At 61.8% G+C, this 22,747-nt stretch carries 21 protein-coding genes and 1 pseudogene; 18 read left to right on the top strand and 4 right to left on the bottom strand.

Annotation, left to right across the window (positions count from 1 at the left end):
• Window position 1: 1 nt before the first annotated feature.
• Genes H3H45_RS04995 through H3H45_RS04975 form a run of 5 tightly spaced genes read left to right on the top strand, consistent with a single transcriptional unit; the run spans window position 2 to window position 5,126 of the window.
• The gene (locus tag H3H45_RS04995) at window positions 2–1,756 is read left to right on the top strand and encodes a bifunctional alpha/beta hydrolase/class I SAM-dependent methyltransferase (protein WP_182832608.1); all 1,755 of its coding nucleotides are present in this window, start codon (window positions 2–4) and stop codon (window positions 1,754–1,756) included.
• Window positions 1,756–3,114, top strand: coding sequence for a phosphatase PAP2/dual specificity phosphatase family protein (locus H3H45_RS04990; protein ID WP_182832607.1), 1,359 nt, complete (start codon window positions 1,756–1,758; stop codon window positions 3,112–3,114). The genes H3H45_RS04995 and H3H45_RS04990 overlap by 1 nt, the downstream gene beginning before the upstream one ends.
• A complete protein-coding gene (locus H3H45_RS04985) occupies window positions 3,104–3,559 on the top strand; it encodes a hypothetical protein (RefSeq protein WP_182832606.1) in 456 nt (151 codons plus the stop codon). Before H3H45_RS04990 ends, H3H45_RS04985 begins: the two co-directional genes overlap by 11 nt.
• A 9-nt stretch (window positions 3,560–3,568) precedes the next feature.
• Window positions 3,569–4,192 carry a lysophospholipid acyltransferase family protein gene (locus tag H3H45_RS04980; RefSeq protein WP_173210767.1) on the top strand — a complete coding sequence of 208 codons (624 nt, stop codon included), beginning with the start codon at window positions 3,569–3,571 and terminating at the stop codon, window positions 4,190–4,192.
• Between the two features lies 1 nt (window position 4,193).
• Window positions 4,194–5,126 carry a phosphatidate cytidylyltransferase gene (locus H3H45_RS04975; protein WP_182832605.1) on the top strand — a complete coding sequence of 311 codons (933 nt, stop codon included), beginning with the start codon at window positions 4,194–4,196 and terminating at the stop codon, window positions 5,124–5,126.
• A 67-nt stretch (window positions 5,127–5,193) separates the two neighbouring features.
• Here H3H45_RS04975 and gyrB read toward each other — a convergent pair whose 3' ends face one another.
• From gyrB to dnaA, 4 genes and pseudogenes are all read right to left on the bottom strand, one after another.
• Window positions 5,194–7,614, bottom strand: a complete 2,421-nt coding sequence (gyrB, locus tag H3H45_RS04970; RefSeq protein ID WP_182832604.1) for a DNA topoisomerase (ATP-hydrolyzing) subunit B — start codon at window positions 7,612–7,614, stop codon at window positions 5,194–5,196.
• 4 nt (window positions 7,615–7,618) lie between these two features.
• Window positions 7,619–8,720: pseudogene (recF, locus tag H3H45_RS04965) on the bottom strand (DNA replication/repair protein RecF).
• A gap of 7 nt (window positions 8,721–8,727) precedes the next feature.
• On the bottom strand, window positions 8,728–9,831 hold the full coding sequence (gene dnaN / locus H3H45_RS04960) for a DNA polymerase III subunit beta (RefSeq protein ID WP_182832602.1): 1,104 nt from the start codon (window positions 9,829–9,831) through the stop codon (window positions 8,728–8,730).
• 31 nt (window positions 9,832–9,862) lie between these two features.
• On the bottom strand, window positions 9,863–11,305 hold the full coding sequence (dnaA, locus tag H3H45_RS04955) for a chromosomal replication initiator protein DnaA (RefSeq protein ID WP_182832601.1): 1,443 nt from the start codon (window positions 11,303–11,305) through the stop codon (window positions 9,863–9,865).
• A gap of 525 nt (window positions 11,306–11,830) precedes the next feature.
• Here dnaA and rpmH point away from each other — a divergent pair.
• The 13 genes from rpmH to H3H45_RS04890 all read left to right on the top strand — a co-directional run bounded on the left by rpmH (window position 11,831) and on the right by H3H45_RS04890 (window position 22,747).
• Complete coding sequence (gene rpmH / locus H3H45_RS04950; RefSeq protein ID WP_003246698.1) at window positions 11,831–11,965, top strand: 50S ribosomal protein L34; 135 nt, start codon at window positions 11,831–11,833, stop codon at window positions 11,963–11,965.
• A gap of 16 nt (window positions 11,966–11,981) precedes the next feature.
• Window positions 11,982–12,383, top strand: a complete 402-nt coding sequence (rnpA, locus tag H3H45_RS04945) for a ribonuclease P protein component (protein WP_182832600.1) — start codon at window positions 11,982–11,984, stop codon at window positions 12,381–12,383.
• A complete protein-coding gene (gene yidD, locus H3H45_RS04940) occupies window positions 12,376–12,612 on the top strand; it encodes a membrane protein insertion efficiency factor YidD (RefSeq protein ID WP_182832599.1) in 237 nt (78 codons plus the stop codon). Before rnpA ends, yidD begins: the two co-directional genes overlap by 8 nt.
• 3 nt (window positions 12,613–12,615) lie before the next feature.
• Window positions 12,616–14,283: a membrane protein insertase YidC gene (yidC, locus tag H3H45_RS04935; protein WP_182832598.1), complete on the top strand. Its 1,668-nt coding sequence runs from the start codon at window positions 12,616–12,618 to the stop codon at window positions 14,281–14,283.
• Window positions 14,284–14,359: 76 nt separating this feature from the next.
• Window positions 14,360–15,727 carry a tRNA uridine-5-carboxymethylaminomethyl(34) synthesis GTPase MnmE gene (gene mnmE, locus H3H45_RS04930; RefSeq protein ID WP_182832597.1) on the top strand — a complete coding sequence of 456 codons (1,368 nt, stop codon included), beginning with the start codon at window positions 14,360–14,362 and terminating at the stop codon, window positions 15,725–15,727.
• Between the two features lie 466 nt (window positions 15,728–16,193).
• The gene (gene mnmG / locus H3H45_RS04925; RefSeq protein WP_182832596.1) at window positions 16,194–18,086 is read left to right on the top strand and encodes a tRNA uridine-5-carboxymethylaminomethyl(34) synthesis enzyme MnmG; all 1,893 of its coding nucleotides are present in this window, start codon (window positions 16,194–16,196) and stop codon (window positions 18,084–18,086) included.
• Entirely contained in the window at window positions 18,086–18,733 is a 648-nt protein-coding gene (rsmG, locus tag H3H45_RS04920) for a 16S rRNA (guanine(527)-N(7))-methyltransferase RsmG (RefSeq protein WP_182832595.1), read from the top strand. The genes mnmG and rsmG overlap by 1 nt, the downstream gene beginning before the upstream one ends.
• A gap of 13 nt (window positions 18,734–18,746) precedes the next feature.
• The gene (locus H3H45_RS04915; RefSeq protein WP_182832594.1) at window positions 18,747–19,535 is read left to right on the top strand and encodes a ParA family protein; all 789 of its coding nucleotides are present in this window, start codon (window positions 18,747–18,749) and stop codon (window positions 19,533–19,535) included.
• A gap of 8 nt (window positions 19,536–19,543) precedes the next feature.
• Entirely contained in the window at window positions 19,544–20,416 is an 873-nt protein-coding gene (locus tag H3H45_RS04910; RefSeq protein WP_182832593.1) for a ParB/RepB/Spo0J family partition protein, read from the top strand.
• A gap of 165 nt (window positions 20,417–20,581) precedes the next feature.
• On the top strand, window positions 20,582–20,989 hold the full coding sequence (locus H3H45_RS04905) for a F0F1 ATP synthase subunit I (RefSeq protein WP_182832592.1): 408 nt from the start codon (window positions 20,582–20,584) through the stop codon (window positions 20,987–20,989).
• 16 nt (window positions 20,990–21,005) lie between these two features.
• Window positions 21,006–21,875 (top strand): F0F1 ATP synthase subunit A, encoded by an 870-nt coding sequence (gene atpB / locus H3H45_RS04900; protein ID WP_182832591.1) that lies wholly within the window; start codon window positions 21,006–21,008, stop codon window positions 21,873–21,875.
• Between the two features lie 90 nt (window positions 21,876–21,965).
• The gene (atpE, locus tag H3H45_RS04895) at window positions 21,966–22,223 is read left to right on the top strand and encodes a F0F1 ATP synthase subunit C (protein ID WP_173210797.1); all 258 of its coding nucleotides are present in this window, start codon (window positions 21,966–21,968) and stop codon (window positions 22,221–22,223) included.
• Between the two features lie 53 nt (window positions 22,224–22,276).
• Complete coding sequence (locus H3H45_RS04890; protein WP_160077429.1) at window positions 22,277–22,747, top strand: F0F1 ATP synthase subunit B; 471 nt, start codon at window positions 22,277–22,279, stop codon at window positions 22,745–22,747.

The following is a 22,747-nucleotide window of genomic DNA, read 5'->3' as shown; positions in this document are numbered from 1 at the left end:
GATGCGCGAATCTCAGAACCACATCTTCACCACCCACGATGGCGTAGAGCTGCTCTATCGCCACTGGCCCGCCACCACGCCGACTACCGGCCCACGCCAGGCCGTGGTGATGTTCCACCGCGGCCACGAGCACGGCGGGCGCATGGCCCACCTGCCGGGCGAGCTGGACCTGCCCGAATTCGACTTCTTCGCCTGGGATGCCCGTGGTCACGGTCTGTCCCCCGGCGCACGCGGCGACAGCCCGAGCTTCGCCACCAGCGTGCGCGACGTGCAGACCTTTATCGAACACATCCGCGCCAAGCACAGCATCGCCGAACAGGACATGGCCGTGCTGGCGCAAAGCGTCGGCGCCGTGGTCGTGTCGACCTGGGCCCACGACTATGCGCCGCAGATCCGCTGCCTGGTGCTCGCTTCGCCGGCCTTCAAGGTCAAACTCTACGTACCCTTCGCCCGTCCTGGCCTGAGGCTGATGCGCGCCTGGCGCGGCAACTTCTTCGTCAACAGCTATGTGAAAGCGCGCTTCCTCAGCCATGACCCGGAACGCATCCGCTCGTTCGAGAACGACCCACTGATCAGCCGACCGATCTCGGTGAATATGCTGCTCGGGCTCTACGATGCCGCCGACCGCGTGGTAGCCGACGCCCAGGCCATCCAGATTCCCACCCAGTTGCTGATCTCCGGTGCCGACTTCGTGGTGCACCGCAAGCCGCAGGAACAGTTCTTCGAACGCCTGGGCAGCCTGCGCAAGGAGAAGCACATCCTACCCGGCTTCTTCCACGACACCCTCGGCGAGCGCGACCGCGCCCATGCTCTGCTGCGTGCGCGACGCTTTATACTGCGCAGCTTCGAGGAACCGCTGAGCCGCCCCTCGCTGCTGGATGCCGACCGCCTCGGCGCCACCTGCGCGGAAGCCGAAGAGCTGGCCGCGCCGCTGCCGAAGAACTCGCTCGGCGACCTGTACTGGCGCGCCACGCGGGCCGGACTCAAGCTCGGTAGCGGGCTGTCCGACGGGGTCAAGCTGGGCTTCGCCACCGGCTTCGACTCCGGCAGCACCCTGGACTATGTCTACCGCAACACGCCGAGCGGCAAGAGCGCCCTGGGTCGGCTGATCGATCAGAACTACCTCAACTCCATTGGCTGGCGCGGCATCCGCCAGCGCAAGGTACATGCCGAGGAGTTGCTGCGCCTGGCCATGGGCAAGCTGCGCGAGTCCGGCAAGGCAGTGCGCATCGTCGATATCGCCGCCGGCCACGGCCGCTACATCCTCGAGTCGCTGGAAGGCATAGAGCAACAGCCGGACTCGATCCTGCTGCGCGACTACAGCGAGATCAACGTGCGCGACGGCAGTGCGCTGATCGAGCAGAAAGGCCTGGGCGCCATCGCACGCTTTGTCAAAGGCGATGCCTTCGACAAGGCCGATCTGGCCGCCCTCGAGCCGAAGCCGACGCTGGCGGTGGTCTCCGGCCTGTACGAGCTGTTCGGCAGCAACCAGATGGTCGGCGACTCGCTGGCTGGCCTGGCGGCGGCAGTCGAGGAGGGCGGTTACCTGGTCTACACCGGCCAGCCCTGGCACCCACAGCTGGAACTGATCGCCCGCGCCCTGACCAGCCATCGCGAAGGCCAACCCTGGGTCATGCGCCGCCGCAGCCAGGCGGAAATGGACCAACTGGTGGCCGCTGCCGGCTTCCGCAAGCTGGAGCAGCGCATCGACGAATGGGGCATCTTCAGTGTTTCCCTGGCGCAGCGGGTGTCCTGATGGACGCCTCTGTTCCACGTGAAACCGGGCTGTGGAAACGCGGGGTACTCTGGCTGCTGCTACTCGGCCCGCTGTTCTTCGCCAGCTACGGCTTCGCCAACTGGCTGACCACCCAGCGCGACGATGTCGGCAGCCTGGTATTCGCCTGGGAAAGCGCGATGCCGCTGTGGCCCTGGAGCATCGTGCCCTATTGGTCGATCGACCTGCTCTACGGCCTGTCTTTCCTGCTCCCGGCCACCCGCCGGGAAATGGACCGCCACGCCCTGCGCCTGCTCAGCGCCCAGCTCATCTGTGTCGCCTGCTTCCTGCTCTGGCCGTTGCGCTTCACCTTCGAACGGCCGGAATTGAGCGGCGTATTCGGCTGGATGTTCGACGTGCTGATGGGCTTCGACAAACCCTTCAATCAGGCGCCTTCGCTGCATATCGCCCTGTTGGTGATCATCTGGGTGATGTTCGCCCGGCATACCCAAGGCGTGCTGCTGCGTGGCCTGCTGCACGGCTGGATGGCGCTGATCGGCCTGTCGGTGCTGACTACCTGGCAGCATAACTTCATCGACCTGCCCACCGGCGCCCTGGCCGGCTGGTTGTGCGTGTGGTTGTGGCCCACCGAAGGACGCAGCCCCCTGCTGCAGGCCAGCCTGGCCCGAACGGCGCAGCGCTGGCGGCTGGCCCTGCGCTACAGTCTGGGCGCAGCGCTGTGCAGTGCCATGGCGGTTAATTTCGGTGGCGCCTGGCTATGGCTGTTCTGGCCCGCCTGTGCGCTGCTGTTGGTGGCGTTGAACTATGCCTGCATCGGCGCCGAGGGCTTCCAGAAGCAGGCGAATGGACGCCTGAGCCAGGCAGCACTGTGGTTGTTCGCCCCCTATCTGGCCGGCGCCTGGCTCAACTCGCGCCTGTGGACCCGTCACCATCCCCAGCCGGATCAGATCGTCGACGGCATCTGGCTCGGCCGCTTGCCTGGGACAGGGCAGGCCCAGGCGTTCAACGCACTACTCGACCTCTGTACCGAGCTGCCGGTCGACAGACAGGGCAAGGTCTACCGCGCACTGCCCTGGCTTGACCTCTGCGCGCCCACTGCCGACGCCTGCCTGCAGGCGGCCGAGGCCATCGAGGCGTTACGTCAGCAAGGGCCGCTGCTGGTCTGCTGCGCCCTCGGTTATTCGCGCAGTGCCACCGCCGTGGCGGCCTGGTTGTTGCGCTATGGCCACTGCGCGGATGTCCCGGCGGCGCTGCAGCAGATCCGCCAGGCCCGTCCGCAGATAGTCCTGGGGCTTGCTCAGTTGCAGGCACTGCAGGACATGCTGCAGCTATCGACCGAAGTCCGCAGCGCTGCCCTGGAGATCGTCCATGGCCACTGATATGCAACTGCAGCTAGTAGCCAGCCTGCTGCGCCGCGGTCGACTGCTCGACCAGCTGTCCACCGGGCTGACCCTGCTGGCGCTAGCCCTGGGTCTGGCGCCGCTGCTCAGTGGCCAGGTCAATCCAGCCAGCGCAGTGCTCTGTGGCCTTCTGGTTCTGCTCGGCCTGGCGCAGAAGTACTGGGCCGTGCGGGTCGCCCTGGATGCCGAACTGTTCGCTCAGCTGGCGGGTCAACCTGAGCAGCTTGCCGACAGAACCCGTCAGCTCGATGCGGCCCTGCACAGCCTCGGCCTGCAACCGGCCAACTCGGACGAACGGCCCTGGCCTGAACGCTGCCGTGGCGCACTGCGACTGTTGCGCCTGCAAGTCGCCTGGTTGGCCGCGCAAATACTGTTGGCATTGGCTGCCGTGCTGGCCATGCCCTGGCTTTCCCTCGCTGGATAGGAGTTGTCCATGCTCGCTTCATTTGTTGCCTTCGCCATCACCTCGGCGGCGCGCCTGCTCACTGGAGCCCGTGCGCTCTGGCTGGGTTGTACCGCGCAGCCGGTGCAACGCCTGTACTACGCCAACCACAGCAGCCACGGCGACTTCGTCCTGCTGTGGGCCTCGTTGCCCGATGAACTGCGCCGCACAACCCGCCCGGTAGCCGGCGCCGATTACTGGCAGAAGGGCGGCCTGCGCAGCTTCCTGATCAATCAGGTGTTCAACGGCGTGCTGGTCGACCGTGACCGCAGCAGCCCGGAACACAACCCGCTGCAGCCGATGCTCGATGCCCTCGGCCAAGGCGACTCACTGATCATCTTCCCCGAGGGCACGCGCAATCTCGGCGATGATCCACTGCTGCCGTTCAAGAGCGGCCTGTACCACCTGGCCAAGGCCAATCCACAGGTCGAGGTGATCCCGGTATGGATCGCCAACCTTAACCGGGTCATGCCCAAGGGGCGCGCCTTGCCACTGCCGCTGCTGTGTACCCTGAGCTTTGGCGCGCCACTCGAGCGCCTGGCCGACGAAGATAAAGCGGCGTTCCTCGAACGTGCGCGCAACGCCCTGCTGGCACTCGCGCCCGAGGAGGCTTGAGATGGATCGCAATACGCTACTGTTGTTCGCCGGTATCGGCGCCGTTCTGCTGCTGGCCTCGCTGGTCGGTTTCATCCTCAAGCGCCGCGCCGGTGACACGCCCAACTCGGTGATCGATAACCTCAACGCGCGCATCAACGCCTGGTGGGTGATGGTGCTGGTGATCGGCATCGCCTTCCTGTTCGGCAATACCGGGGTGATCGTGCTGTTCTACGGCGTGTCCTTCTACGCCCTGCGCGAGTTCATGACTCTGACGCCGACCCGGCGCAGCGACTACCCGGCGCTGGTGGCTGCCTTCTACTTCGCCCTGCCGGTGCAGTACCTGCTGATCGGCATCGATTGGTATGGCATGTTCAGCATCTTCATCCCGGTCTATCTGTTCCTCCTGCTGCCGATTCTCGCTTCCCTTGGCGGCGACACCACGCGCTTCCTCGAACGTGCCTCCAAGGTGCAGTGGGGCCTGATGATCGCGGTGTACTGCATCTCCGCCGTACCAGCGCTGCTGACCCTGGATATCCCCGGCTACGAGGGACGCAACCTGCTGCTGATCGCCTGGCTGGTGATCGTCGTGCAGCTCTCCGATGTGCTGCAGTACGTCTGCGGCAAGCTCGCCGGCAAGCACAAGATCGCACCGCTGCTGTCGCCGTCGAAGACCGTTGAAGGCTTCGTCGGCGGTGTCGTCCTGGCTACTCTGGTCGGCGCGCTGCTGTGCTGGATCACCCCTTTCAGCTTCTGGCAGGCTGCCGTCCTGGCCCTGCTGGTCAACCTGCTGGGATTTGCCGGCGGCCTGGTGATGTCGGCGATCAAGCGCGATCGCGGCGTGAAGGACTGGGGCCACATGATCGAAGGCCACGGCGGCATGCTCGACCGCCTCGACTCGGTGTGCTTCGCCGCACCGATCTTCTTCCATGTGGTGCGCTACTGGTGGGCCTGATCGGCTAAACGACAGGCAATAAAAAACCCCGGCATGCCGGGGTTTTTTCTTTCGGGAAACAACCTGGTCAGAAGTCCAGGTTGGATACCGCCAGGGCGTTACTTTCGATGAAGTCGCGGCGCGGCTCCACGGCATCGCCCATCAGAGTGTTGAAGATCTGGTCCGCCGCGATGGCGTCTTCGATGGTCACCTTGAGCATACGGCGCACACTCGGGTCCATGGTGGTTTCCCACAGCTGCTCCGGGTTCATCTCGCCCAGACCTTTATAGCGCTGAATGCTGTGGCGCTTGGTGCTTTCGGCCATCAGCCAGCCCAGCGCATCCTTGAAGGTGCTGACCGGCTTCTTGCGCTCGCCGCGCTGCACGTAGGCACCGTCTTCCAGCAGGCTGTTGAGCTGCTCGCCGAGGGTGGTCACGGTGCGGTAGTCGTTGCTGGCGAAAAAGTCGCGGTTGAAGGTGATGTAGCTCGACAGACCGTGGGCCATCACTTCCACTTCCGGCAACCACAGGTGACGCTCGCGGTCTTCGCGCAGGCTGGCGGTGTAGGTCTGACCGGACTTCTCGACGCCCTTCAGACGCGCCTGGAAGGCTTCCAGCCAGGTCTGCATGGCAGCATGGTCGGCCAGTTGTTCGACCGATACGCGCGGCAGGTAGACCATGTGTTCGGTGATGTCCTGCGGGTAGACACGGGACAGGCGGCCGAGGGTCTTCATCACAGCGCGGTATTCGTTGACCAGTTTCTCCAGCGCTGCACCGGACAGGCCTGGGGCGTTCTCGTTGACGTGCAGGCTGGCATCATCGAGGGCCGACTGGGTCATGTATTCGTCCATGGCCTCGTCGTCCTTGATGTACTGCTCCTGCTTGCCCTTCTTGACCTTGTACAGCGGCGGCTGGGCGATGTAGATGTAGCCACGCTCGACCAGCTCCGGCAGCTGCCGGAAGAAGAAGGTCAGCAGCAGGGTGCGGATGTGCGAACCGTCGACGTCGGCGTCGGTCATGATGATGATGTTGTGGTAGCGCAGCTTGTCGATGTTGTACTCGTCGCGCCCGATACCGCAGCCGAGCGCGGTGATCAGCGTGCCGACTTCCTGGGAGGAAATCATGCGGTCGAAACGGGCGCGCTCGACGTTGAGGATCTTACCCTTGAGCGGCAGGATCGCCTGGGTCTTGCGGTTACGGCCCTGCTTGGCAGAACCGCCCGCGGAGTCCCCTTCCACGATGTAGAGTTCGGACAGCGCCGGGTCTTTTTCCTGGCAGTCGGCCAGCTTGCCGGGCAGGCCGGCGATATCCAGCGCGCCTTTGCGGCGGGTCATCTCACGCGCCTTGCGCGCCGCTTCACGGGCACGTGCGGCGTCGATCATCTTGCCGACCACGGCCTTGGCTTCGTTGGGGTTCTCCAGCAGGAAGTCGGCGAAGTGCTTGCCCATTTCCTGTTCTACCGCGGTTTTCACCTCGGAGGAAACCAGCTTGTCCTTGGTCTGCGAGCTGAACTTCGGATCCGGCACCTTGACCGAGATGATCGCGGTCAGGCCTTCGCGGGCGTCGTCACCGGTGGTCGCGACCTTGTGCTTCTTGGCCAGGCCTTCGGCTTCGATGTAGTTGTTCAGGTGGCGGGTGAGGGCGGAGCGGAAGCCGGCCAGGTGGGTACCGCCGTCACGCTGCGGAATATTGTTGGTGAAGCACAGCAGATTCTCGTTGAAGCTGTCGTTCCACTGCAGGGCAACTTCCACACCGACGCCATCTTCTTCGCGCTGGATGTTGAAGTGGAACACCTGGTTGACCACGGTCTTGTTGGTGTTCAGGTACTCGACGAACGCCTTGAGGCCGCCTTCGTACTTGAACAGCTCTTCCTTGCCGCTGCGCTCGTCCTTGAGGACGATGCCGACACCGGAGTTGAGGAAGGACAGTTCGCGCAGGCGCTTGGCCAGGATGTCCCAGCTGAAGTGGATGTTGTGGAAGGTGTCTTCCGACGGCTTGAAGTGGATCTGCGTACCGGTGCCATCAGCATCGCCAACCGCAGCCAGCGGGGCTTGCGGCACGCCATGCACGTAGGTCTGTTCCCAGACCTTGCCGCTGCGGCGAATGGTCAGCACCAGTTCCTTCGACAGCGCATTCACCACCGAGACACCCACGCCGTGCAGGCCGCCGGATACCTTGTAGCTGTTGTCGTCGAACTTACCGCCGGCGTGCAGCACGGTCATGATGACCTCGGCGGCGGAGACGCCTTCCTCTTTATGCATGTCCACCGGGATGCCGCGACCGTTGTCGCGCACGGTGATCGACTCATCCGGGTGGATGGTGATGCTGATGTCGCTGCAGTGACCGGCCAGCGCTTCGTCGATCGAGTTGTCGACCACTTCGAAGACCATGTGGTGCAGACCGCTGCCGTCATCGGTGTCGCCGATGTACATGCCTGGCCGCTTGCGTACGGCATCCAGGCCCTTGAGGACCTTGATACTGTTGGAGTCGTACGTTTGGTTTTCGCTCATGCCTTCACTCCCGGTGGTCGTGTCTGGGTGATACAGCCATGTTCCACGTGGAACATGGCGACCGGCGTATCCGTGCGCCAGCCATCATTCAATAATTCGTGATCGACACAGGTGATGAACACCTGACACTGCAAATCATCCAGCAGTCGGCACAAGGCCCGTCGATGTTGCTCATCCAGCTCCGACGGCAAGTCGTCCACCAGATAAATGCATTGGCCATGCTTGGCCTGGTTCAGCAGATGCCCCTGGGCAATGCGCAGTGCACAGACCACCAGCTTCTGCTGACCGCGGGACAGAATCTCCGCGGCATTGTGTGCGCCGAGGCGCAGACGTAAATCGGCGCGCTGCGGTCCGGCCTGGGTATGGCCGAGCTGCTGGTCGCGGGGCAGGGTGGCGGCCAATACATCGGTCAGCGCCTTGTCCTTGTCCCAGCCGCGGTAGTAACTCAGGGTCAGCCCTTCAAGCTCTACCAGCTCACTCAGCACCTGCTCGAACACCGGCTTGAGGGCCTGGATATAAGCCCGCCGATAACCGTCCAACTCATCGCTGGCCAGGCACAGCTCACGGTCCCACGCGGCCTGTGCAGCGCCGTCCAGTGTACCATGCCGCAGCCACGAGTTTCGCTGGCGCAGGGCCTTCTGCAGGCGCTGCCAGGCCGGCAAAAAGCGTTGTTCCACGTGGAACACTCCCCAGTCGAGGAACTGCCGACGAATCTTCGGCGCCCCTTCGAGCAGGCGAAAACTATCCGGATTGATCACCTGCAGCGGTAGCACTTCGGCGAGCTGCGCCGTGCTGCGTGCGTTCTGCCCATCGATGCGAATCTGCAGTTCGCCCTGACGATCACGGGAAATCCCCAGATTGCTGGAACGCTCGTCCGCCAGCTCGACCTGACCGAATACGGTACAGGCCGGTTGCTCGTACTGAATCATCGGCAGCAGCTTGTTGCTGCGAAAGGAGCGGGCGAGGCCGAGCAGGTGGATGGCTTCCAGCAGGCTGGTCTTGCCGCTGCCGTTAGCGCCATGAAGGATGTTGATGCGGGGAGAGGGGGAGAGCGTCACCGGGTGCAGATTTCGCACCGCGGTGACGGTGACGCGGGAGAGGGACATTCGGGGGTTACAGACGCATCGGCATGACAACGTAGGACGAGTCGTCGTTACCGGCTTCCTGCACCAGAGCACTGCTATTGGCATCGGAGAGGATCAGACGCACCTGCTCGGTGGTCATCACGCCCAGTACGTCGAGCAGGTAGCTGACGTTGAAACCGATCTCCAGCGAGCCGCCGTTGTAATCGACTGCCACTTCTTCTTCCGCTTCTTCCTGCTCCGGGTTGTTCGCCTGGATCTTCAGCTGACCGCTGGCCAGTTGCAGACGAATACCTCGGTACTTCTCGTTGGACAGGATCGAGGTGCGGCTGAAGGCTTCACGCAGGGCCTGACGATCACCAATCACCAGCTTGTCACCACCGCGCGGCAACACTCGCTCGTAATCCGGGAACTTGCCGTCAACCAGCTTGGAGGTGAAGGTGAACTCGCCGGTGGTGGCACGAATATGGTGCTGGCCAAGAACGATAGCGACTTCGCCGTCCTGCTCGGTGAGCAGGCGGGCCAGTTCGAGGATACCTTTACGCGGCACGATCACCTGGTGCTTCTCGGTGTTCTCGATAGCCGCTTCCATGGCGCACATGGCCAGGCGATGACCGTCGGTAGCCACCGCACGCAGTACGCCGGTCTGCACTTCGATCAGCATGCCGTTGAGGTAATAGCGCACGTCTTGCTGGGCCATGGCGAAACTGGTGCGCTCGATCAGACGGCGCAGCTTGCTCTGGATCAGCGAGAAGGTCAGCGAACCCGGGCCTTCTTCCACAGTCGGGAAGTCGTTGGCCGGCAGGGTCGACAGTGTGAAGCGGCTGCGCCCGGCCTTGACCACCAGCTTCTGCTCGTCGACGCGGATATCGATCAGCGCATCGCTCGGCAGACTTTTGCAGATGTCCATCAGCTTGCGTGCCGGTACGGTGATCTCGCCCGGCTCGGCGCTATCTTCCAAAGTCACGCGGCCAACCAGTTCGACTTCCAGGTCAGTACCGGTCAACGACAGCTGTTGGCCTTCAACCACCAGCAGCACGTTCGACAAAACCGGCAAGGTCTGACGGCGTTCGACGACGCCGGCGACCAGTTGCAGGGGTTTCAACAGGGCTTCGCGTTGAATGGTGAAATGCATGGTCTAGTCCCTTGCCTAATGAGGCTGCGTGTCAGGTAGTCAGGGTGCGCAGCAGGTTCTTGTAGTCCTCGCGGATATCCGCGTCGGATTCGCGCAGTTCGGCAATCTTACGACAGGCGTGCAGAACTGTGGTGTGGTCTCTTCCGCCAAATGCATCGCCGATTTCCGGCAGGCTGTGGTTGGTCAATTCTTTCGACAAGGCCATAGCCACCTGGCGCGGCCGGGCGACCGACCGCGAGCGGCGCTTGGACAACAGATCGGAAATCTTGATCTTGTAGTACTCGGCCACGGTGCGCTGGATATTGTCCACACTGACCAGCTTGTCCTGCAGAGCCAGCAGATCTTTCAGCGACTCGCGAATCAGCTCGATGGTGATCGGCTGGTTGGTGAAGTGCGAGTGGGCGATCACCCGTTTCAGCGCGCCTTCCAGCTCGCGCACGTTGGAGCGGATGCGCTGGGCAATGAAGAAGGCGGCGTCATGCGGCAGGTCGACTTTAGTCTGCTCGGCCTTCTTCATCAGGATGGCCACGCGGGTTTCCAGTTCCGGCGGCTCGACCGCGACGGTCAGGCCCCATCCGAAGCGCGACTTCAAACGTTCTTCCAGGCCTTCGATTTCCTTCGGGTAGCGATCGCTGGTGAGGATGACCTGCTGGCCACCTTCGAGCAGGGCGTTGAAGGTGTGGAAGAACTCCTCCTGGGAACGCTCCTTCTTGGCGAAGAACTGGATATCGTCGATCAGCAGCGCGTCTACCGAACGGTAGAAGCGCTTGAATTCGTTGATCGCATTGAGCTGCAGCGCCTTGACCATGTCGGCGACGAAGCGCTCGGAATGCAGGTAGACCACCTTGGCATTCGGATTCTTCTTCAGCAGGTGGTTACCCACCGCATGCATCAGGTGAGTCTTGCCCAGGCCGACGCCGCCATAGAGGAACAGCGGGTTGTAACCGTGCTTGAGATTGTCCGCCACCTGCCAGGCTGCGGCGCGGGCCATCTGGTTGGATTTACCCTCGACGAAGTTCTCGAAGGTGAAGGTGCGGTTGAGGTAGCTGGTGTGCTTCAACGCGCCTTCGACCTGCACCGTGCGCTCGGTTGGGCGTGTCGCGGCAACGGGCTGGGAACTGGCCTGCGGCTCACTGACCGGGGCGTCGTGTACAACCGCGGCAGCTGACGGCACATGACTATTAATAGAAGGCGTAGCGACTGGCGGGGCAACGCGTGCGGCTGCGCTGCGTTTGCTGCCGATCAACATCGACAAGGCAGGCGCCAGACCATTGGCTCGCTCGGCCAGGAGTTCCAGCAGCCGCACCAGGTACTTTTCATTGACCCAGTCGAGAACGAAACGGTTCGGTGCATAGACCCGCAACTCGTCACCCTCGGCTTCCACCTGCAAGGGGCGGATCCAGGTGTTGAATTGCTGGGCAGGCAACTCATCGCGAAGCAGCTCAACACACTGCTGCCAAAGTTCAACGGACACGGAAATCCCCTAAGTCGCTACGGTCAGCGAGGCAAAAAACAGCCTGCATTGTAGCCCCCGAGACCCGAGTTATCCACACGAAAAAGGCTTATCGGCCGAGTGAAATCAAGGATTTATCAGTGTTTCCCTGGGTAACGGGATAACCCCAGAAAGCTGTGGATAAACTACCCGTAAGGGCTATGGACAAGTCAGGGGAAAAGCCTCTGGATAACCCAGCTGTGGGTAAAGCGGCATTTACTGCACAGGCTTCACCCAGCCTCCGCACAGTTGCCACACCTGTTACTGACAGACTTTGCAAGCGCTGAAGACAGCGCCAGACTAAGCCTGCGCAAGGTTTTCCACAGCTAACCGCTTCCTTAAAGCTTTATAAGTACTACAAGTTCTTTTAAGAATTTCTTTCCTTTTATCTTCTTTATGCTCAGAAGCCTGTCTGGAAATTGACCTGAGGCTTGGCTTTCACTAGAATCGCCGGTCTCTTTAAACGGGGGCCATTCCGGCCCGCAGTGGATCACCCAGGTAAGCACCATGAAACGCACTTTCCAACCCAGCACTATCAAGCGCGCTCGTACCCACGGTTTCCGCGCACGCATGGCCACCAAGAACGGTCGTGCCGTCCTGTCGCGTCGTCGCGCCAAGGGCCGCAAGCGCCTGACCGTCTGATAAACCGGAACGGGTGGTGAGTCGAGACTTCGGTCGGGAAAAGCGTCTGCTGACACCCCGGCAATTCAAGACAGTATTCGACTCACCCAGCGGCAAGGCTCCTGGCAAAAACGTCCTGCTCCTCGCTCGCACTAACGATCTGGACCATCCCCGCCTGGGTTTGGTGATCGGCAAGAAAAGCGTCAAGCTTTCCGTCGAGCGCAACCGCCTAAAACGCCTGATCCGGGATTCCTTCCGGCATCACCAGGCGTTATTGGGCGGTTTGGACATTGTCGTGGTAGCACGCAAGGGTCTTGGCGATCTGGACAATCCCGAACTGCATCAGCAGTTCGAGAAACTCTGGAAGCGCCTTGCCCGCCAGCAGCCTAGTCCTGAAGCCAAAACCGGAATAGGGGTGAGCGACAGTCCCCATGCGTAAACTGGCGATCCTTCCGATCCAGTTTTACCGCTACGCCATCAGCCCGTTGATGGCCAATCACTGTCGCTTCTACCCCAGCTGTTCTTGCTACACCCAGGAAGCCATCGAACTGCATGGTTTACTGCGGGGTGGCTGGCTTGGCATTCGTCGCCTGAGCCGCTGTCATCCCTGGAACCCCGGTGGTTACGATCCGGTTCCGCCTCTTTCTCCCCCTTCGATGACCGAGTAATCCATGGATATCCAACGCTCGATCCTGCTCGTCGCCCTGGCAATCGTCTCCTACCTGATGGTTCTGCAGTGGAACGAAGACTATGGCCAGGCTGCTCTGCCAACCCAGAGTGCCGCTGTTGCCAGCAACAGTAATCCGGATCTGCCCGATGCGCCGGCAGTTGCGAGCAGCAACGACGACATCCCGGCTGCCAACAGTGAACAGGCTCAGCCTGAAAGCACTGCCGCCGTCAGCGATCAGCTGATCCGGGTGAAGACCGACGTGCTCGACCTGGCCATCGACCCGCGTGGTGGTGACATCGTGCAGCTGACTCTGCCGGCTTACCCGCGTCGTCAGGATCGTCCGGAGATTCCGTTCCAGCTGTTCGACAATGGTGGTGAGCGCCTATATCTGGCACAGAGCGGCCTAATCGGCAGCAACGCGCCGGACAAGAGCAGCGGTCGCGCCCTGTGGAGCAGCGCCCAGCAGCAGTACCAGCTGGCCGACGGCCAGGACGAACTGGTGGTCGAGCTGAAGTACAGCGAAGCCGGGGTCAACTACATCAAGCGCTTCAGCTTCAAGCGCGGCCAGTACGAACTAGACGTGGCCTACCGGATCGACAACCAGTCGGCCCAGGCCTGGAGCGGCAACATGTTTGCCCAGCTCAAGCGCGACAGCAGCGGTGATCCGTCTTCGACCACTGCCACCGGCACCGCGACCTACCTGGGCGCCGCCATGTGGACCAGCGAAGAGCCGTACAAGAAAGTGTCGATGAGCGACATGGACAAGCAGGCCGACAAGGAAACCGTGCAGGGTGGCTGGGTTGCCTGGCTGCAGCACTACTTTGTCACCGCCTGGATTCCGGGCAAAGACACCAGCAACGTGGTGCAGACCCGCAAAGATACCAAGGGTAACTACATCATCGGCTTCACCGGCCCGACCCTCAGCGTCGCCGCAGGTGCCCAGGCTGAAACCAGCGCCATCCTCTACGCCGGCCCGAAGATCCAGAAGCACCTGGGCGAATTGTCCCCGGGCCTGGAGCTGACCGTTGACTACGGCATCCTGTGGTTCCTCGCCCAGCCGATCTTCTGGCTGCTGGAACATATCCACAGCATCCTGGGTAACTGGGGCTGGTCGATCATCGTCCTGACCATCATCATCAAACTGGCGTTCTTCCCGCTGTCCGCCGCCAGCTACAAGTCGATGGCGCGCATGCGTGCGGTATCGCCGAAGCTGGCTGCGCTGAAAGAACAGTTTGGCGACGATCGCCAGAAGATGTCCCAGGCGATGATGGAGCTGTACAAGAAGGAAAAGATCAATCCGCTCGGCGGCTGCCTGCCGATCCTGGTACAGATGCCGGTATTCCTGGCCCTCTACTGGACCCTCCTGGAAAGCGTGGAAATGCGCCAGGCCCCGTGGCTGCTGTGGATCACCGACCTGTCGATCAAGGATCCGTACTTCCTCCTGCCGATCATCATGGGCGCCACCATGTTCATCCAGCAGCAGCTCAACCCGACGCCGCCGGATCCGATGCAGGCCAAGGTGATGAAGCTGATGCCGATCATCTTCACCTTCTTCTTCCTCTGGTTCCCGGCTGGTCTGGTGCTGTACTGGGTGGTCAACAACGTCCTGTCCATCGCCCAGCAGTGGTACATTACCCGCAAGATCGAGGCGGCCGCGGCGAAAGCCTGACCGTCCTCGCCGCTGCACTGAACGCCCCCTCGTGGGGCGTTTTGCTATCTGTCATTTACTGCCGAGAGAGCCCGATATGAACGCCGCTCGTGAAACCATCGCCGCCGTTGCTACTGCCCAGGGTCGTGGTGGAGTCGGCATCGTACGGGTCTCCGGGCCACGGGCGCGGGCTATCGGCATCACCTTGAGCGGCCTCGAAGCCAAGCCACGGCATGCCCATTACGGGCCCTGGCACGACAATGAAGGCGAGGTGATCGACCAGGGCCTGCTGTTGTTCTTCCCCGGCCCGCATTCCTTTACCGGTGAAGACGTGCTGGAACTGCAGGGCCACGGCGGCCCGGTGGTGCTCGACATGCTCCTGCAGCGCTGCCTGCAGCTCGGCGCCCGTCAGGCACGCCCCGGGGAGTTCAGCGAACGCGCCTTCCTCAACGACAAGCTCGACCTGGCTCAGGCCGAAGCCATCGCCGACCTGATCGAAGCCAGCTCGGCCCAGGCCGCACGCAATGCCTTGCGCTCGCTGCAGGGCGAATTTTCCCGGCGGGTGCATGGCCTGACCGAGAAGCTGATCGAGTTGCGCATCTATGTGGAAGCGGCGATCGACTTCCCCGAGGAAGAAATCGACTTCCTCGCCGATGGCCATGTACTCGGCCTGCTGGATGGTGTGCGTGACAACTTATCCACAGTTTTGCGCGAAGCCGGTCAGGGCGCCTTGCTGCGCGATGGCATGACCGTGGTCATCGCCGGCCGGCCCAACGCCGGCAAGTCCAGCCTGCTCAATGCCCTGGCCGGGCGTGAAGCAGCGATTGTCACCGAGATCGCCGGGACCACCCGCGATGTGCTGCGTGAACATATCCACATCGACGGCATGCCGCTGCACGTGGTGGATACGGCCGGCCTGCGCGACACCGATGACCAGGTCGAGAAGATCGGCGTGGAACGGGCGCTGAAGGCAATCGGCGAGGCCGATCGGGTGCTGTTGGTGGTTGACTCGACCGCGCCGGAAGCCGCCGACCCCTTTGCCCTGTGGCCGGAGTTCCTCGACCAGCGCCCGGATCCGGCGCGGGTCACCCTGATCCGCAACAAGGCCGACCTGTCGGGCGAGGCCGTGGCGCTGGATACCTGCGCGGATGGTCATGTCACCCTCAGCCTGTCAGCCAAGTCCAACGACGGTCTGGATCTGCTGCGCGAACACCTCAAGGCCTGCATGGGCTACCAGCAGACCACCGAGAACAGCTTCAGCGCTCGCCGCCGCCACCTGGAAGCCCTGCGCCAGGCATCCAGCCACCTCGAGCACGGCCGCGCGCAGCTGACCCTGGCGGGAGCGGGCGAGCTGCTGGCCGAGGACCTGCGTCAGGCCCAGCAAGCCTTGGGCGAGATCACCGGTGCCTTCAGCTCCGACGACCTGCTCGGGCGCATCTTCTCCAGCTTCTGCATCGGTAAATAAACCCGCTTACGCCGCATCCGCCTGCCTGGCCCAAGGCGGATCGCCCCTGCCCGGCAGTTATCCAATGATCCGCAAAGACGAACCTAAGCCCTGTGGAAAACCCGGCCTAAGCCCGGTCTATAACTAGGCTGGAAAGCTGAAGATAAAACCCTCTGTGTATAACTAGCCATTCCATCCACAGCTAGTGGGCAGCTTACCCAGCGGAAAGCGCCAGGATCAGCACAGGGTTATCATTCGCTGTACAGCCCACCAATAAAGGCCTGTAGAACTTTATCCACAGAAAAGGACTTGACCATATATAAAAATAAAAATAAGGCTTTATAAAACTTCATTCTTTTATTCTCTATAAACCTGAAGCCCTACCGACTGGCTATTTTTTGTGCAGAAGGCTTCATTCACTCCGGCTAAGTCCCTATACTTGCGCCCCTTCTCTTTTTCCCCTTTTTCTACAGGCACGAGGTGCGTGGTGGACTTCCCTTCCCGTTTTGACGTGATCGTGATCGGCGGCGGTCATGCCGGTACCGAGGCTGCATTGGCAGCAGCACGTATGGGCGTGAAGACCCTACTGCTGACCCACAATGTGGAAACCCTCGGCCAGATGAGCTGCAACCCGGCCATCGGCGGTATCGGCAAGAGCCACCTGGTCAAGGAAATCGACGCCCTTGGCGGCGCCATGGCGATTGCCACCGACAAGGGCGGCATCCAGTTTCGCGTGCTCAACAGCCGTAAAGGACCTGCTGTGCGTGCCACACGCGCCCAGGCCGACCGCGTGCTGTACAAAGCGGCGATCCGCGAGATCCTGGAAAACCAGGCCAACCTGTGGATATTTCAGCAAGCCGCTGATGACCTGATCGTCGAGCAGGACCAGGTCAAAGGCGTGGTCACCCAGATGGGCCTGCGCTTCTTCGCCGATTCGGTGGTGTTGACCACCGGCACCTTTCTCGGCGGACTTATCCACATTGGTCTGCAGAACTACTCCGGCGGTCGTGCCGGCGATCCACCCTCGATCGCCTTGGCCCAGCGCCTGCGCGAACTGCCCCTGCGCGTCGGTCGCCTGAAAACCGGTACGCCGCCGCGCATCGATGGCCGTTCGGTGGATTTCTCGCTGATGACCGAGCAACCGGGCGATACGCCGATCCCGGTGATGTCCTTCATGGGTAACAAGGACATGCATCCGCAGCAGATCAGCTGCTGGATGACCCACACCAATGCGCGCACCCACGAGATCATTGCCAGCAACCTGGATCGCTCGCCCATGTATTCCGGGGTGATCGAGGGCATCGGCCCGCGCTACTGCCCGTCGATCGAGGACAAGATTCACCGCTTCGCCGACAAGGACAGCCATCAGGTATTCATCGAGCCGGAAGGCCTGACCACCCATGAGTTGTACCCCAACGGCATCTCCACCTCGCTGCCGTTCGATGTACAGCTTGAGATCGTGCGTTCCATCCGCGGCATGGAGAACGCCCACATCGTGCGACCGGGCTACGCCATCGAGTACGACTACTTCGATCCGCGCGACCTCAAGTACAGCCTGGAGACCAAGGTCATCGGCGGCCTGTTCTTCGCCGGCCAGATCAACGGCACCACCGGCTACGAAGAAGCCGGTGCTCAGGGCCTGCTGGCCGGCGCCAACGCCGCGCTGCGCGCGCAGGGCAAGGAAGCCTGGTGCCCGCGTCGCGATGAGGCCTACATCGGTGTGCTGGTCGACGACCTGATCACCCTCGGCACCCAGGAGCCGTACCGCATGTTCACCTCGCGCGCCGAATATCGGCTGATCCTGCGTGAGGACAACGCCGATCTGCGCCTGACCGAAAAAGGCCGCGAGCTGGGCCTTGTCGACGATGCGCGCTGGGCTGCTTTCGAAGCCAAGCGCGAAGGCATCGTCCAGGAAGAACAACGGCTAAAGAGCACCTGGGTGCGTCCGGGCACCCAGCAGGGCGATGCCATCGTCGAGCGCTTCGGCACGCCGCTGGCCCATGAGTACAACCTGCTCAACCTGCTCAGCCGTCCGGAAATTGACTACGCCAGCCTGATCGAGGTGACCGGCGCCGGTGCCAGCGACCCGCAGGTCGCCGAGCAGATCGAGATCAAGACCAAGTACGCCGGCTACATCGAACGTCAGCAGGAAGAGATCGAGCGACTGCGCGCCAGCGAAGATACCCAGCTGCCGGCCGATATCGACTACGCCGGGATATCCGGGCTGTCCAAGGAGATCCAGGGCAAGCTCGGCAACAGCCGGCCGCAGACCCTCGGTCAGGCGTCGCGCATCCCCGGTGTGACCCCCGCGGCGATTTCCCTGCTGCTGATCTATTTGAAGAAACGCGGCGCTGGCCGTCAGCTGGAGCAAAGCGCCTGATGTCTGCCGTCACCCAACGCCATGCCGAAGAACTCGCGCAAGGCGCGCAGACGCTTGGCGTCGACTTGTCCGACCAGCAGCAAGAACAGCTGCTGGCCTACCTGGCGTTGCTGATCAAGTGGAACAAGGCCTACAACCTGACCGCCGTGCGCAACCCGGACGAAATGGTATCGCGCCATCTGCTCGACAGCCTGAGCGTGGTGCCCTTCGTTGCCGAGCATGGCGATAACTGGCTGGATGTGGGGAGTGGCGGCGGCATGCCGGGGATTCCCCTGGCCATCCTGTTTCCCGAGCGGCAGTTCACCCTGCTCGACTCCAACGGCAAGAAGACCCGCTTCCTCACCCAAGTGAAACTGGAGCTGAAGCTGGCCAATCTGCAAGTTATCCACAGCCGGGTCGAAGAGTTTCAGCCGGAGCTACCGTTCAGCGGCATCTGCTCGCGCGCGTTCAGCTCGCTGGAAGATTTCAGCAACTGGACCCGTCACCTGGGTGATGGCCAGACTCATTGGCTGGCGATGAAAGGCGTGCATCCGGACGACGAGCTGCAGGCCCTGCCAGCGGACTTTCGCCTGCAAAGCACGCACGTGCTCAAGGTTCCCGGTTGCCAAGGCCAGCGCCATCTGTTGATACTGCGTCGCTTGGTCTAGGGGGAACGGCAGCATGGCTAAAGTATTCGCGATCGCCAACCAGAAAGGCGGGGTCGGCAAGACCACCACCTGCATCAATCTGGCGGCATCCCTGGTCGCTACCAAGCGCCGTGTGCTGCTGATCGACCTCGACCCGCAGGGCAACGCCACCATGGGCAGTGGCGTCGACAAGCAGACCCTGGAACATTCGATCTACGACGTGCTGATCGGCGAAAGCACGGTCGGCGAAGCCATGCAGTTCTCCGAGCATGGTGGCTACCAGCTGCTGCCGGCCAACCGCGACCTCACCGCCGCCGAGGTCGCCCTGCTGGAAATGAAGATGAAGGAAAGCCGCCTGCGTTATGCGCTGGCGCCGATCCGCGAGAACTACGACTACATCCTGATCGACTGCCCGCCGGCGCTGTCCATGCTCACGGTCAACGCCCTGGTCGCCGCCGACGGGGTGATCATCCCTATGCAGTGCGAGTACTACGCCCTGGAAGGCCTGAGCGACCTGGTCAACAGCATCAAGCGCATCGCCGAGTTGCTTAACCCGAGCCTGAAGATCGAAGGTCTGCTGCGCACCATGTACGACCCGCGCATCAGCCTGACCAACGACGTCACCGCGCAGCTCAAGGAGCATTTCGGCGACAAGCTCTACGACGTGGTCATCCCGCGTAACGTACGCCTGGCCGAGGCGCCCAGCTTCGGCATGCCGGCGCTGGTCTATGACAAGCAATCCCGTGGTGCCATTGCCTACCTGGCTTTGGCCGGTGAACTGGTGCGCCGCCAGCGCAGCAGCGCCAAAACTGCTACCGCATAAGGAATCCCATGGCCATCAAGAAACGTGGACTCGGCCGCGGGCTAGATGCCCTGCTCGGTGGCACCTCTGCCGCCGCCCTGGAAAACGAAGCCGTACAGGCTGACACCCGTGAACTGCAGCATCTGCCGCTGGATCTGGTCCAGCGTGGCAAGTACCAGCCGCGCCGCGACATGGATCCGGGCGCGCTCGAAGAGTTGGCCAACTCGATCAAGGCCCAGGGCGTGATGCAGCCGATCGTGGTGCGCCCGATTGGCGGTGGCCGTTTCGAAATCATCGCTGGCGAACGCCGCTGGCGTGCCAGCCAGCAGGCCGGTCTGGAGAAGATCCCGGCCATGGTCCGTGAGGTAACGGACGAAGCGGCCATCGCCATGGCGCTGATCGAGAATATCCAGCGCGAAGACCTCAACCCGATCGAGGAAGCCGTGGCTTTGCAGCGCTTGCAGCAGGAATTCGAACTGACTCAGCAGCAGGTCGCCGATGCGGTGGGCAAGTCCCGCGCGACCATCACCAACCTGCTGCGCCTGATCGCCCTGCCGGAAGAGATCAAGACCCTGCTGTCCCATGGCGACCTGGAAATGGGCCATGCCCGTGCCCTGCTCGGTTTACCCGCGGAACAGCAGGTCGAAGGTGCGCGACACGTTGTCGCACGCGGCCTCACCGTACGTCAGACCGAGGCCCTGGTGCGCCAGTGGTTGAACAGCAAGGAAAAACCAGTTGCCGTGGTCAAGACCGATCCGGACATCAATCGCCTGGAACAGCGCCTGGCCGAGAAGCTAGGGGCTCCGGTGCAGATCAAGCATGGTCAGAAGGGCAAGGGCCAACTGGTCATTCGCTACAGCTCGCTGGATGAACTGCAGGGTGTTTTGGCGCACATTCGCTGAACTGCGGAAACAATTGCACATCTTTGGCGCTGTAGCAGCGGTCGGAATTCACTACCGGCCAGTTGAACGGGGGTAGAAGCGCCCCTATACTCTGCGCGCATTTTGTCGGCACAAACTATGCCAAGTGATTGATTTTAGGCGGCCGACGCCAGAGGAACAGTAGTGATGGATGCCCGCACGCAAAACCGCCTGCCCTTCCATCGTTTGCCGGTTTTTCCGGTGCTGCTGGCCCAATTGGCCGTTTTGCTGTTGGCTGCTGCTACCCTGTACGGCTGGCGCGGCCCGGTGAGCGGTTACTCGGGACTCTGTGGGGGGCTGATTGCCTGGCTGCCCAATCTGTATTTTGCCCACAAGGCGTTCCGTTTCAGCGGGGCGCGGGCTGCGCAGAACATCGTCCGGTCTTTTTATGCCGGCGAGGCGGGCAAACTGATTCTGACGGCAGCGTTATTCACGCTGGCGTTTGCAGGGGTGAAACCTCTGGAAGCACTGGCGCTGTTCGGTGTCTTCCTGCTGACCCAGATGGTCAACTGGTTCGCACCGCTGCTGATGAGAACAAGACTTTCGAGACCTTAGAGCGTTTGAGGCAAACATGGCAGAACAAACCGCTTCGGGCTACATCCAGCACCACCTGCAGAACCTGACTTTCGGGCAACTGCCGAATGGTGATTGGGGCTTCGCCCACACCGCACAAGAAGCAAAGGAAATGGGCTTCTGGGCATTCCACGTGGATACCCTGGGTTGGTCCGTATTCCTCGGCCTGATCTTCATCCTGCTGTTCCGCTCGGCCGCCAAGCGCGCCACCAGCGGCCAACCGGGTGGCCTGCAGAACTTCGTCGAAGTACTGATCGAGTTCGTCGACGGCAGTGTCAAGGACACCTTCCACGGCCGTAACGCCCTGATCGCTCCGCTGGCACTGACCATCTTCGTCTGGATCTTCCTGATGAACCTGATGGACCTGGTGCCGGTCGACTTCCTGCCGATGCTGGCCGCGACCATCACCGGTAACGATCACCTGTTCTTCCGTGTGGTACCGACCACCGACCCGAACGCCACCCTGGGCATGGCCCTGTCGGTGTTCGCTCTGATCGTGTTCTACAGCATCAAGGTCAAGGGTATCGGCGGCTTCCTCGGCGAACTGACCCTGCATCCTTTCGGTAGCAAGAACATCGTTGTACAGATCCTGCTGATCCCGGTGAACTTCCTGCTGGAATTCGTCACCCTGATCGCCAAGCCGATTTCCCTGGCTCTGCGTCTGTTCGGCAACATGTATGCCGGCGAACTGATCTTCATCCTGATTGCCGTGATGTTCGGCAGTGGCATGTTCCTGCTCAGCACCCTGGGTGTTGCGCTGAACTGGGCGTGGGCGGTGTTCCACATCCTGATCATCACGCTGCAGGCGTTCATCTTCATGATGCTGACCATCGTCTATCTGTCGATGGCCCACGAAGACAACCACTAAGAGGCGTTTGTCTCTTTGGGTAACGAAAAAGCTTTACCGCTTCACTTTGAAAACCCCTAACCAATACGACATAAAAAGTCGGGAGGAAAGATGGAAACTGTAGTTGGTCTCACCGCGATTGCTGTTGCCCTGCTGATCGGCCTGGGCGCTCTGGGTACTGCCATTGGCTTCGGCCTGCTGGGCGGCAAATTCCTGGAAGGCGCTGCGCGTCAGCCGGAAATGGTTCCGATGCTGCAGGTCAAAATGTTCATCGTCGCCGGTCTGCTGGACGCCGTGACCATGATCGGTGTTGGTATCGCTCTGTTCTTCACCTTCGCTAACCCGTTCATCGCTCAAATCCCGGCTTAATCAACTCTTCGAGTTGATTAGCTGGATAGACAACGAACGAGCGAGGTATTGGCGTGAACATTAATGCAACCCTGATTGGCCAGGCCGTTGCGTTCTTCATTTTCGTGCTGTTCTGCATGAAGTTCGTATGGCCTCCGGTCATCACGGCTTTGCGCGAACGCCAGAAGAAGATCGCTGATGGTCTGGACGCCGCCAACCGTGCGGCTCGTGATCTGGAGCTGGCCCACGAGAAAGTGGCTCAGCAACTGCGCGAAGCCAAAACCCAGGCTGCTGAAATCATCGAGCAGGCCAAGAAGCGCGGTACTCAGATCGTCGACGAAGCCCGTGATCAGGCCCGTGTCGAAGCTGACCGTGTGAAGGCTCAGGCTCAGGCCGAGATCGAACAGGAACTGAACAGCGTCAAAGACGCCTTGCGTGCCCAACTGGGTGCCCTGGCTGTCGGTGGTGCCGAGAAGATCCTGGGAGCGACCATCGATCAAAACGCGCACGCGGAGCTGGTTAACAAACTGGCAGCCGAAATCTAA

Source organism: Aquipseudomonas guryensis (assembly GCF_014164785.1).
Lineage (GTDB): Bacteria > Pseudomonadota > Gammaproteobacteria > Pseudomonadales > Pseudomonadaceae > Aquipseudomonas > Aquipseudomonas guryensis.
The sequence above is the reverse complement of the archived record's forward strand: the minus strand, read 5'-3'. Positions and strand labels throughout refer to the sequence as shown.

Excerpts from the sequence above, each read along its gene's own strand:
- H3H45_RS04975 (WP_182832605.1), top strand. The coding sequence starts at position 4,194 with ATGGATCGCAATACGCTACTGTTGTTCGCCGGTATCGGCGCCGTTCTG.
- yidD (WP_182832599.1), top strand. The coding sequence starts at position 12,376 with ATGCGTAAACTGGCGATCCTTCCGATCCAGTTTTACCGCTACGCCATC.
- H3H45_RS04985 (WP_182832606.1), top strand. The coding sequence starts at position 3,104 with ATGGCCACTGATATGCAACTGCAGCTAGTAGCCAGCCTGCTGCGCCGC.
- atpB (WP_182832591.1), top strand. The coding sequence starts at position 21,006 with ATGGCAGAACAAACCGCTTCGGGCTACATCCAGCACCACCTGCAGAAC.
- H3H45_RS04915 (WP_182832594.1), top strand. The coding sequence starts at position 18,747 with ATGGCTAAAGTATTCGCGATCGCCAACCAGAAAGGCGGGGTCGGCAAG.
- H3H45_RS04905 (WP_182832592.1), top strand. The coding sequence starts at position 20,582 with ATGGATGCCCGCACGCAAAACCGCCTGCCCTTCCATCGTTTGCCGGTT.
- dnaN (WP_182832602.1), bottom strand. The coding sequence starts at position 9,831 with ATGCATTTCACCATTCAACGCGAAGCCCTGTTGAAACCCCTGCAACTG.
- H3H45_RS04995 (WP_182832608.1), top strand. The coding sequence starts at position 2 with ATGCGCGAATCTCAGAACCACATCTTCACCACCCACGATGGCGTAGAG.
- gyrB (WP_182832604.1), bottom strand. The coding sequence starts at position 7,614 with ATGAGCGAAAACCAAACGTACGACTCCAACAGTATCAAGGTCCTCAAG.
- H3H45_RS04980 (WP_173210767.1), top strand. The coding sequence starts at position 3,569 with ATGCTCGCTTCATTTGTTGCCTTCGCCATCACCTCGGCGGCGCGCCTG.
- mnmE (WP_182832597.1), top strand. The coding sequence starts at position 14,360 with ATGAACGCCGCTCGTGAAACCATCGCCGCCGTTGCTACTGCCCAGGGT.
- rpmH (WP_003246698.1), top strand. The coding sequence starts at position 11,831 with ATGAAACGCACTTTCCAACCCAGCACTATCAAGCGCGCTCGTACCCAC.
- H3H45_RS04990 (WP_182832607.1), top strand. The coding sequence starts at position 1,756 with ATGGACGCCTCTGTTCCACGTGAAACCGGGCTGTGGAAACGCGGGGTA.
- yidC (WP_182832598.1), top strand. The coding sequence starts at position 12,616 with ATGGATATCCAACGCTCGATCCTGCTCGTCGCCCTGGCAATCGTCTCC.
- H3H45_RS04910 (WP_182832593.1), top strand. The coding sequence starts at position 19,544 with ATGGCCATCAAGAAACGTGGACTCGGCCGCGGGCTAGATGCCCTGCTC.
- rsmG (WP_182832595.1), top strand. The coding sequence starts at position 18,086 with ATGTCTGCCGTCACCCAACGCCATGCCGAAGAACTCGCGCAAGGCGCG.
- atpE (WP_173210797.1), top strand. The coding sequence starts at position 21,966 with ATGGAAACTGTAGTTGGTCTCACCGCGATTGCTGTTGCCCTGCTGATC.